Consider the following 10609-nt stretch of genomic DNA (forward strand, 5'->3'; position numbering starts at 1 on the left):
GCAACATCGCCGCGTTGGCGTGATGTTAGCCACATTGTCGATGCGGAGTCAGTACCCCGGGCGAGACCACCGCACGACATGGCCGGATAAGCGCCCACGGTCCCGCCCGCCTGTGTGGCGGACGGGACCGGAGAAGCGCAGGTGAACGTCCTTATCGTGTCGTGCGGTTGACGGCGGAGACGACGGCCTTCAGTGACGCGCGTGTCGTATTCGCGTCGATGCCGATTCCCCACAGAACCTTGTCGCCGATCGCGCACTCGATGTACGAGGCGGCCTGCGCGGAGGCGCCCTCGCTCATCGTGTGCTCCTGGTAGTCCAGGAGACGTGCGTCGATGCCGACGCCCTGCAGCGCGTGGAAGAACGCGGAGATCGGTCCGTTGCCGGTGCCGACCAGGGTGGTCTCGACGCCGTCCACCTCGGCCTCGACGGTCAGCGTGTCCACGCCGTCCTTGTCCGTCGTGGACTGCCCGTTGCGCACCTGGATACGGCCCCACGGGTTCTCGGGGTTGGGCAGGTACTCGTCCTGGAAGATCGCCCAGATGTCCTTCGGCGTGACCTCGCCGCCCTCGGCGTCCGTCTTCGCCTGGATGAGCTTCGAGAACTCGATCTGCATCCGGCGCGGCAGGTCCAGCTTGTGGTCGTTCTTCAGGACGTACGCGATGCCGCCCTTGCCGGACTGCGAGTTGACGCGGATGACGGCCTCGTAGGAGCGGCCGACGTCCTTCGGGTCGATCGGCAGGTACGGGACCGCCCACTCGATGTCGTCGACCGTGACGCCCTTGGCCTTGGCGTCGGCCTCCATGGTGTCGAAGCCCTTCTTGATGGCGTCCTGGTGGGAGCCGGAGAAGGAGGTGTAGACGAGGTCGCCGACGTACGGGTGGCGGGCGTGGACGTCCATCTGGTTGCAGTACTCGGCGGTGCGACGGACCTCGTCGATGTCCGAGAAGTCGATCTGCGGGTCGACGCCCTGCGAGAACAGGTTCATGCCCAGGGTGACCAGGTCGACGTTGCCGGTGCGCTCGCCCTGCCCGAACAGGCAGCCCTCGATTCGGTCGGCGCCGGCCATCAGGGCCAGCTCGGCCGCCGCGACGGCCGTACCGCGGTCGTTGTGCGGGTGGACGGACAGGCAGACGTACTCGCGGCGGGACAGGTTGCGGGACATCCATTCGAAGCGGTCCGCGTGCGTGGAGGGGGTCGAACGCTCCACGGTGGCGGGCAGGTTGAGGATGATCTCGCGGTCCGGGCCGGGCTGCCAGACGTCCATGACGGCCTCGCAGACCTCCAGGGCGAAGTCCAGCTCGGTGTCGGTGAAGATCTCGGGGCTGTACTGGTAGCCGAAGGTGGTCCGCTCGTCGAGCAGCTTCTCGGCGTACTCCATCACCAGCCGCGTACCGTCGACGGCGATCTGCTTGATCTGGTCCTTCGAGCCGCGGAAGACGACCCGGCGGAAGACGGGGGCCGTCGCGTTGTACAGGTGGACGGTGGCGCGCTTGGCGCCGACCAGGGACTCCACGGTCCGCTCGATCAGGTCCTCGCGGGCCTGGGTCAGTACGGAGATCGTGACGTCGTCCGGGATCGCGCCCTCTTCCTCGATGATCGAGCGCACGAAGTCGAAGTCGGTCTGACCGGAGGCCGGGAAGCCGACCTCGATCTCCTTGTAGCCCATCTTGACCAGCAGGTCGAACATCTCGCGCTTGCGGGCGGGCGACATGGGGTCGATCAGGGCCTGGTTGCCGTCACGCAGGTCGGTGGAGAGCCAGCGGGGGGCGACGGTGATCCGGTTGTCCGGCCACGTACGGTCGGCGATGTCGACCTGCTCGTAAGGGCGGTACTTGTGGATCGGCATGGACGTGGGCTGCTGGCGGTTCGCCATGATGCGAGGGCTCCTCGTGGTGTCCGGAAGGACGGCCGACGGCGCAACGCCAGACTCCGCGGGGAGGGGGTCGGCCTCGACTTACAGGCCCTCGCCGCGGCAGCTAAGGAGGAGCAGCCCAAAACGCATAGTGCTCCGCATGCTATCCGAGCCTCACTCCGTACGAGGGGTCGTATCAGTATGCGGGACGCCCGGGAAATGCGACACAAAAGGTGCACAAGGTCACACAGGGGCACACCGACGCGCCCCTCAGGGGCGCGGGGCTGTGACATTGTGCGGCCCCGCCGCGTGGGCGCGACCAGCCACAACGAACCCGCACCCCTAACACGACAGCCCACCCCCGCGGCGCCCCAATCCCCGCATTTCACCAATCATGGTTGCCCCTAGTGACAGCCAGGTCACACAGTGCAAGGGTGCCGGGCATGACGACCAACGGGGGCTTCGAGCCCGTCTTCTGCACCATCGTTCCACCCCACGTCCTCGACACCCTGGCCCAGGCCGAGGACCCCGCCCTCGCAGGCAAGGCACGCCGCACACTGGAGCACGACGCCTTCGAGCGCACCCACCGCCGCATGACCGCGGTCCTCGGCGCGCCCGCCCTCGCCCCGCCGAAGGCCACCGCCGCCGAGGACAAGCCGAACCGCACGATCCACGACGCCAGGCACAAGCAGGAGCTGCCCGGCAAGAAGGTGCGCGGCGAGGGCGACAAGCCCGGCAAGGACGCCACGGTCAACCGCGCGTACGCCGGTCTCGGCGCGACCTTCGAACTCTTCCTGAAGGCGTACCGACGCAACTCGATCAACGGCGACGGACTGCCGCTGAACGCGACCGTGCACTTCGGCGAGGACTACAACAACGCCTTCTGGAACGGCGAGCAGATGGTCTTCGGCGACGGTGACGGCGAGATCTTCCTCGACTTCACCATCCCGGTCGACGTCATCGGCCACGAACTCGCCCACGGCGTCACGCAGTACACGGCGAACCTCACGTACTTCGGCCAGCCGGGCGCGCTCAACGAGCACATGTCGGACGTCTTCGGCTCGCTCATCAAGCAGTACACGCTCGGCCAGACCGCCGCCGAGGCCGACTGGCTGATCGGGGCCGGGCTGCTCGCCCCGCGCGTCACCGGCAAGGCGCTGCGCTCCATGAAGGCGCCGGGCACGGCGTACGACGACGACGTGCTCGGCAAGGACCCGCAGCCCGCGACGATGGACGACTACGTCCGCACCGGCCGCGACAACGGCGGCGTCCACATCAACTCCGGCATCCCCAACCACGCCTTCTACCTGGTCGCCAACGCCCTCGGCGGGCACGCCTGGGAGCGCGCCGGACAGATCTGGTACGAGGTGCTGACCGGCGGCGAGCTGGGCTCGCAGGCGAGCTTCACGGACTTCGCGACCCTGACCGTGGCCAAGGCGCGCGCCTCGTACGGCGAGGGCGAGGAACTGCAGGCCGTCACGAAGGGCTGGGAGCAGGTCGGCGTGCGGACCCTGTAATCGGGGTGCGGACCCTTTGAAGTGGCCCGGGCATCCGTTTCGTACTAGACAGGAACCATGCGTATTCAGGTGAGGCGCACGGGCGGATTCGCGGGTATCGACCGGCACGCCGAGGTGGAGACCTCGGGCCGCGCCGACGCCCAGGAGTGGCAGTCCCTGGCCGAGCGGGCGATCGCGTCCGGCCGGGGAACGCCCCCGATCGGGGTTCCGGACGGCTTCAGCTACCAGATCACCGTGGACGGGAAGACGGTGTACTGCGCGGATCCCCGGCTGACGGACGAGCAGCGGAAGCTGATCTCGAAGGTGCTCAAGGAAGGGGCGTAACTCGCAGTTCACGCCCAGGCGTTGACTTCCGTTACCGACGGTACGGATGATCGCGCGCATGGCGACGACAACGCGGGCGACGAACAACCCGATACCCCGGTTCCCGGACGGCTTCCTGTGGGGAGTCTCGACCTCGGCCCACCAGATCGAGGGAGCCGTGGACAAGCGCGAGCCCTCCGTGTGGGACACCTTCACGGCGGAACCGGGGCACATCAAGGACGGCTCGACCGCGGCGGTGGCCTGCGACCACTACCACCGCTACCCCGAGGACGTGGCACTCCTGCGGGACCTGGGCGTCGACGCGTACCGCTTCTCGATCTCCTGGCCGCGGGTGAACTCCCCCGGCGGCCTCGACTTCTACGACCGCCTGGTCGACGAGCTGTGCACGGCGGGCGTACGGCCCGTCCCGACCCTCTTCCACTGGGATCTGCCGGCGTCGCTGGACTGGATGAACCGGGACACGGCCGAGCGGTTCGCCGAGTACGTCGCCGTGGTGGCCGACCGCCTCGGCGACCGCGTCGACAAGTGGATCACCCTCAACGAGCCCGCGGAACACACCCTGTTCGGGCACGCCCTCGGCGCCCACGCGCCAGGCAGGCAACTCCTGTTCGACGCGCTGCCGGTGGCCCACCACCAGCTGTTGGCGCACGGTCTGGCCGTACGGGCCCTGCGCGCGGCCGGAGCCACGGACATCGGGATCGCCAACTCCCACGGCCCGACCTGGCCCGCGTCCCAGGAGCCCGAGGATCTGGAGGCGGCCGACTTCTACGACGTACTCCTCAACCGGCTGTTCGCGGACCCGGTGCTGCTGGGGCAGTATCCCGAGGGCATCGGCGATCTGATGCCCGGTGATGTGGAATCCGACCTGAAGGTCATCGCGGAACCGCTGGACTGGTACGGGATCAACTACTACGCGCCGACGAAGGTCGGCGCTCCCCAGGGCGCGGACATCGAGTTCGGCGGCCTGACGATGCCCGCCGAACTCCCCTTCTCGGTAAGGGAGATCGAGGGCCACCCGGTCACGGACTTCGGCTGGCCCGTCGTCCCGGAGGCACTGACGGAGCTGCTGGAGACCTTCCGGGACCGGTACGGCGACCGGCTCCCGCCCGTCGTCATCACCGAGAACGGGTGCTCGTACGAGGGCCTCGAAGACCAGGAGCGGATCTCCTACCTGGACGGTCATCTCCGGGCGCTGCACCGGGCGTTGGAGGCCGGCGTCGACGTACGCGGGTACTTCGTGTGGTCGCTGCTGGACAACTTCGAGTGGGCCGAGGGATACGCGCGGCGGTTCGGTCTGGTGCACGTGGACTTCGAGACGCTGGAGCGGACACCGAAGGCTTCGTACGGGTGGCTGCGGGACGTGCTGCGGGCGCAGGGGTGAAAGGGTGAAGGGGCGACCGCTGGGCAGGACGGAGCAGGCGCATGTCGCCCAGCCCGGCCCGACCGACGTGAGGGCTTCTAGAAGCCCAGCTTGCGCAGCTGCCGAGGGTCCCGCTGCCAGTCCTTCGCCACCTTCACGTGCAGGTCCAGGAAGACCGGCGTACCCAGCAGCGCCTCGATCTGCTTGCGCGACTTGATGCCGACCTCCTTCAACCGCTTGCCCTTGGGGCCGATGATGATGCCCTTCTGGCTGGGCCGCTCGATGTAGACGAAGGCGTGGATGTCCAGGAGCGGCCGGTCGGCGGGACGGTCCTCGCGGGGAAGCATCTCCTCGACGACGACGGCGATGGAGTGGGGCAGCTCGTCGCGCACGCCTTCCAGCGCGGCCTCGCGGATGAGCTCGGCGATCATGATCTGCTCGGGCTCGTCCGTGAGGTCGCCCTCCGGGTAGAGGGCCGGCCCCTCCGGCAGCAGGGGCACGAGCAGATCCGCCAGCAGACCCACCTGCTTGTCCCCGACGGCGGACACCGGCACGATCTCGGCCCACTCGAACCCGAGCTCCTTGCCGAGCTGATCGATGGCGATGAGCTGCTCGGCGAGCGTCTTGCTGTCCACGAGGTCGGTCTTCGTGACGATCGCGACCTTCGGCGTCTTCTTGATGGACGCCAGTTCCTTCGCGATGAAGCGGTCACCGGGACCGAGCTTCTCGTTCGCGGGCAGGCAGAAGCCGATGACGTCGACCTCGGCCCAGGTGGTCCGCACGATGTCGTTGAGCCGCTGACCGAGCAGTGTCCGCGGCTTGTGGAGCCCAGGGGTGTCGACCAGGATCAGCTGGGCGTCGGGCCGGTGCACGATGCCGCGCACCGTGTGCCGCGTCGTCTGTGGCTGGTTCGCCGTGATCGCCACCTTCTGGCCGACCAGAGCGTTCGTGAGGGTGGACTTGCCCGCGTTGGGGCGGCCCACGAAGCAGGCGAAGCCCGCGCGGTGGGGGGCCCCCGAGGATTCCGGCGGCTCGGATGACTGGGTACGAACGCTCATGAGGCCCATTCTCCCTGATCCACGGAGCCCTGCCGCACGCAAAGCCGTCCCGGAGCCCTTCGCGCGTACACCTTCGCCGCCACGGACGGCATCGGGACCTTACTGCGCACGCCCGAGACCGCTTACGATCACGGGGGTCCTGGGCCACGGCGCCCCGGTCTCGTCGTCCGTCCTCCTCACCGCCGTCCTTCCTCACCGCCGTCCGTCTTCCCACCGCCCAGAAGGTCGAGGCCCAGGCATGAAACTCATCACCGCGATCGTCAAGCCGCACCGCCTCGACGAGGTCAAGACCGCTCTCCAGGATCTCGGCGTGCACGGGCTGACCGTCACGGAGGCCAGCGGGTACGGGCGCCAGCACGGCCACACCGAGGTGTACCGCGGCGCCGAGTACCGGGTCGATCTCGTCCCCAAGGTCCGTATCGAGGTCGTTGTCGGGGACGCGGACGCCGACGCCGTCATCGACGGGATCGTGAAGGCCGCGCGGACGGGGAAGATCGGCGACGGGAAGGTGTGGGCCGTGCCGGTGGAGACGGTGGTGCGGGTACGGACGGGCGAACGCGGCCCGGACGCCCTCTGACCACCACCGCCCCCACGGGCGTTCACTTCTCAGGGCTTACTCGTGCACGAAGGGTTCAGTCGTGCACGAAGGGTTCAGTCGTGCACGAAGGGTTCAGTCGTGCGTGAAGGACTCAGTCGAACACGAACGGGCCCGGTGACTGCGGCCCCTGTGCCGTGCACGTCACGGTGATCCCGAAGATCACCATCTCCAGGGAGCCGCCGTTCGCCTCCAGGCTGTCGCCGGACGCGACGGTGCCGTTCAGCGGTCCTACCGTGACTCCGTCGCCCGCGGCCATCGCGGGGTTCTCGGTGCCCGTGAAGGCGGTCGTGCCGCCGCTCGCCTTCACCAGGGTGAGCGTGGAGGCGATCGAGTCCTCGCCGAGGGCGAGCGGGGCGGTGATCGCGGACGAGGTGACGGTGATGGTGGCGGAGGTGCCGTTCTGGGTGGCCGTGAGGGTGGCCTCACCGCCGCCGTAGATGCCACAGTCCGCGGTGATCGTCGCGGTCTGCGGTTCGACGGCCGCGGCGCCCGGGGCGAGGGCCAGGCCGGTGGCGAGGGTGCCGGCGGCTAACGCCGCGCCGATTCCGAGGTGCTTGCGTCTCATTGGATTCCCTTCCCTTGTACGGGAATTGCCATGTGGGGATGGTCGACGGGCCGGCGGCGACGGTGCGGGGGGCGCGTGCGCTGCACGCTGTCGAATCTGACGGTCCGTCGGAGAACTGGTCCATTGATGCGCGTGCGGCTGGGGATTGCAAGAGATGCGACGCGGTGGGGTTTCCTCGCCCCCGCCGCCCCTACCCGTCCCATCACTGGGGCTCCGCCCCAGACCCCGTCTCGGGGGCCGGCCCCCGAACCCCGCTCCTCAAACGCCGGAGGGGCTGGATACTTCGCGGCCCGGGCCAACACCAATCAGCCCGTCCGGCGTTTGAGGACGAGGCCGTTCAGGCCAATAAGCGGGGGTCTGGGGGCGGCAGCCCCCAGCTTCGGGAAGGGGTGGGCTTGGGGAAGAAGAACCCCCGAACCTCAGCCCGCCGTCACCCTCACCCGCACCACCCCGTCCGCCCCCGCGAGCAGCACCGGCGCAGAGGCCCCGCCAAGATCGCGTACAGCCGCCAGATCCGCCTCAGCCAAGGACTCCACGTCACTCACCACCGCCGCCGCCTCCAAAGACTTCGCCCCGGAGGCCACAGCCATGGCCACCGCGGTCCGCAGCGCGCTGAGCTGCAGCGAGGGAAGGGCGACGGTGCCCGCGACATACGTACGGCCGGTCTCGTCGCGTACTGCCGCCCCCTCGGGCACACCGTTGCGGGCCCGAGCGGAACGGGCCAGGGTGACGATCTTGCGGTCCTCGGGATCGAGCGCGGTGCTGTCAGTCATGCCCAGAGCATACGAAGCCCGGCCAGGGCCCCGCGCAGTGGCCGCACCAGCTACCCGGCCACCGGATACATCGACCCACGCCGCCCCTCCGGCGAAGCCAGCCACTCCAGCTTCGCCGCGGTGTTCGCCTCCGGCAGTGGCGTGTGGAGCACGATCGTCAGGTCGGGCCGCGCCGGTACCTGCATGGCGGTGGACTCGACGGCCAGCAGCCCGACCAGCGGATGGTCGAGCTCCTTGCGGATCTGCCCCGGGTACTCGATGTCCCGCCGCTCCCACAGCTCGGTGAACTCGGCGCTGACCGCCTTCAGCCGGGCCAGTATCTCCTGGAAGCCCTCGTCGTCGGGGGCGGCGGCGCAGGAGGCCCGGAACTGGGCGACAACCGTGCGGGCGTTCCGGTCCCAGGTTCGGGACCGGCCCCGGTAGAGGGCGTCGGTGAAGAAGTCGACGATGCAGTTCTGCGTGGTCTCGGGACGCATGCCGAGGGCCATGCCGGCGGCTTCGTTGTACATGACGCAGTTGTAGTACGGGTCCATGATGTGCGCCGGATACGGCATCCACGTGTCGATCAGCCGCCGCAGCCCGTCGCACATGTCCCGGTGCTCGGGGGCGACCTCCGGCGCGGGCGGGTTCAGCCCCGCGAGCGCGTACAGGTGGCGTCGTTCGGCGTTGCCGAGCCGCAGTACGCGGGCGACCGAGTCGAGGACCTGCGGTGAGACGGAGATGTCCCGTCCCTGTTCCAGCCACTGGTACCAGGAAGCGCCGACGCCCGCGAGCACGGCGACCTCCTCGCGTCGCAGACCCGGCGTACGCCGCCGTGCCCCGCCGTCCGGCAGTCCCGCGTCCGCCGGGGAGACCTTGGCACGGCGGCTCATCAGGAACTCGCGCAGTTCACGCAGTCGGTGGGCCTTGAGCGCGTCCTCAGCCACGTATGAATCCCCCTTCTGGTGGCTGGTGTTGCGACCACCAGCATAAGTTCCGGCTCCCCACGGTTATTCCGGCGGCCGGAAGCTCTTGCCATGCCGACCGACACCACGCCCGACACCACGCCCGATACGGCCAAGACCACGGCCGGGCACAAGACCACGGCCACGGCCACTACCGATGCCGCCCCGACCGGTCCCATACCGGCGTCCCCACCCGGCAACACCCGGCTGTCCACCCGCGACAAGCTCGTCCTCTTCGTCCTGTGCGCCGCGCAGTTCATGGTCGCCCTCGACTTCTCCGTGCTGAACGTGGCGCTCCCGGTCCTCGGCCAGGACCTGGGTATGAGCCAGTCCGCCCTCCAGTGGGCGGTCACGGCGTTCGCGCTGCCGTCCGGTGGATTCCTGCTGCTCTTCGGGCGGATGGGCGACCTGTACGGGCGCCGCAAACTGTTCCTCTCCGGCCTGGCCCTCTTCGGCGCGGCCTCGCTGCTGGCGACGTTCGCCTGGGACCCGGCGTCGTTCCTGGCCGGGCGGGCGTTGCAGGGCCTGGGCGCGGCGGCGATCGTGCCGACCGGCATGTCCCTGCTGACCACCACCTTCCCGGAGGGTCCGGCCCGCGACCGCGCCCTCGGCATCAGCGGCACGCTGCTCTCGCTCGGCTTCACCGTCGGCATGGTGGCGGGCGGCGTTCTGACCGACGCGTTCGGCTGGCGCTCCACGATGGGCCTGCTCACGCTCTTCGCCCTGATCGTGCTGCCGCTCGCACCGGCCCTGCTGCCCGAGTCGCGTCACCCTGACCGCCCGCGCCTGGACGTCCCCGGCGCCGTGACCGTCACCGGCGGTCTGCTCGCGCTGATCTACGCCCTGTCGACGGCGGCGGAACACGGCTTCGGCGGCGCGGACGTGATCGCGACGCTGGTCATCGGGGTGGCACTGCTCGCGCTCTTCGGGTATGTCGAGTCCCGTAGCGCGGAGCCCCTGGTATCCCTCCCGATGCTGCGCCGCCGCACGGTGGCGTGGGGCAACCTGGGCGGCCTTGTCACCTTCTCGATGATGTCGACGATCGTCTTCGTCCTGACCCTGTACCTGCAGGAGACCCTGGGGCTCTCCGCCTTCAAGACGGGTCTGGTCTTCGGCGTCCAGGGCCTCTTCTCGGTCGTGGCGGGCATGTACGCCGCGAAGGTCATCGGCCGCTTCGGCGCCCGCCGTACGCTGGTGGGCTCGCTCACCGGCCAGGGCCTGCTCACCGCCACACTGCTCGGCCTCGGCTCCGGCGGCGGGTCCGTCTGGCTGGCCACGGCCGCGGTGTCGCTGGCCAGCATGTGCCATCTGGGCGCGATCATCTCGTACGGCCTGACCGTCACGTCGGGCGTTCCCGACGACGAACAGGGCCTCGCCACGGGCCTGGTGACGTCGACCCAGCAGGTCGGCATCACGATCGGTATCCCGCTGCTGGGCATCCTGGCGACCACGTCCTCGGACCTGCTGTCCGGAGTCCACACAGTCATCGCCCTGGACGCGGCGATCGTGCTCGGTGCGGCGGTGCTGGTGGCGCTGGGACTGGGCCCGGCGTCGCGTGTGCGGCGGGAGGCACGGGCTCGGGCCTGACGGGGGTGGGCCCGAGCGTGCGGAGTGGCGG

10 protein-coding genes are annotated in these 10609 nt (G+C 69.4%); 5 read left to right on the top strand and 5 right to left on the bottom strand.

Going from position 1 to position 10609, the window contains the following annotated elements; genetic code table 11:
• Nucleotides 1-151 precede the first annotated feature (151 nt).
• A complete protein-coding gene (gene leuA, locus ACTWQR_RS51405) occupies nucleotides 152-1873 on the bottom strand; it encodes a 2-isopropylmalate synthase (protein WP_443234258.1) in 1722 nt (573 codons plus the stop codon).
• Between the two features lie 422 nt (nucleotides 1874-2295).
• Here leuA and ACTWQR_RS51410 point away from each other — a divergent pair, with 422 nt between their 5' ends.
• The 3 genes from ACTWQR_RS51410 to ACTWQR_RS51420 are packed head-to-tail and all read left to right on the top strand — an operon-like array spanning nucleotide 2296 to nucleotide 5074.
• On the top strand, nucleotides 2296-3369 hold the full coding sequence (locus ACTWQR_RS51410; protein ID WP_443234259.1) for a M4 family metallopeptidase: 1074 nt from the start codon (nucleotides 2296-2298) through the stop codon (nucleotides 3367-3369).
• A 57-nt stretch (nucleotides 3370-3426) separates the two neighbouring features.
• Nucleotides 3427-3693: a protealysin inhibitor emfourin gene (locus ACTWQR_RS51415; protein WP_443234260.1), complete on the top strand. Its 267-nt coding sequence runs from the start codon at nucleotides 3427-3429 to the stop codon at nucleotides 3691-3693.
• A gap of 46 nt (nucleotides 3694-3739) precedes the next feature.
• A complete protein-coding gene (locus tag ACTWQR_RS51420) occupies nucleotides 3740-5074 on the top strand; it encodes a GH1 family beta-glucosidase (RefSeq protein WP_443234261.1) in 1335 nt (444 codons plus the stop codon).
• Between the two features lie 77 nt (nucleotides 5075-5151).
• Here ACTWQR_RS51420 and era read toward each other — a convergent pair whose 3' ends face one another.
• The gene (gene era, locus ACTWQR_RS51425; RefSeq protein WP_443234262.1) at nucleotides 5152-6111 is read right to left on the bottom strand and encodes a GTPase Era; all 960 of its coding nucleotides are present in this window, start codon (nucleotides 6109-6111) and stop codon (nucleotides 5152-5154) included.
• Nucleotides 6112-6349: 238 nt separating this feature from the next.
• Between era and ACTWQR_RS51430 the strand changes: the two genes are divergently transcribed.
• Complete coding sequence (locus tag ACTWQR_RS51430) at nucleotides 6350-6688, top strand: P-II family nitrogen regulator (RefSeq protein WP_443234263.1); 339 nt, start codon at nucleotides 6350-6352, stop codon at nucleotides 6686-6688.
• Nucleotides 6689-6800: 112 nt separating this feature from the next.
• Here the strand turns inward: ACTWQR_RS51430 and ACTWQR_RS51435 are convergent, their stop codons facing one another.
• The 3 genes from ACTWQR_RS51435 to ACTWQR_RS51445 form a co-directional block, all read right to left on the bottom strand.
• Entirely contained in the window at nucleotides 6801-7274 is a 474-nt protein-coding gene (locus ACTWQR_RS51435; RefSeq protein ID WP_443234264.1) for a hypothetical protein, read from the bottom strand.
• A gap of 419 nt (nucleotides 7275-7693) precedes the next feature.
• Nucleotides 7694-8047, bottom strand: a complete 354-nt coding sequence (locus tag ACTWQR_RS51440; RefSeq protein WP_443234265.1) for a cytidine deaminase — start codon at nucleotides 8045-8047, stop codon at nucleotides 7694-7696.
• Nucleotides 8048-8097: 50 nt separating this feature from the next.
• Nucleotides 8098-8919 carry a helix-turn-helix transcriptional regulator gene (locus tag ACTWQR_RS51445; RefSeq protein WP_443234267.1) on the bottom strand — a complete coding sequence of 274 codons (822 nt, stop codon included), beginning with the start codon at nucleotides 8917-8919 and terminating at the stop codon, nucleotides 8098-8100.
• Nucleotides 8920-9063: 144 nt separating this feature from the next.
• Here ACTWQR_RS51445 and ACTWQR_RS51450 point away from each other — a divergent pair, with 144 nt between their 5' ends.
• Complete coding sequence (locus ACTWQR_RS51450) at nucleotides 9064-10578, top strand: MFS transporter (protein WP_443234266.1); 1515 nt, start codon at nucleotides 9064-9066, stop codon at nucleotides 10576-10578.
• Nucleotides 10579-10609 lie beyond the last annotated feature (31 nt).

The sequence above is a fragment of the Streptomyces sp. 2A115 genome, from assembly GCF_052245575.1.
GTDB lineage: Bacteria > Actinomycetota > Actinomycetes > Streptomycetales > Streptomycetaceae > Streptomyces.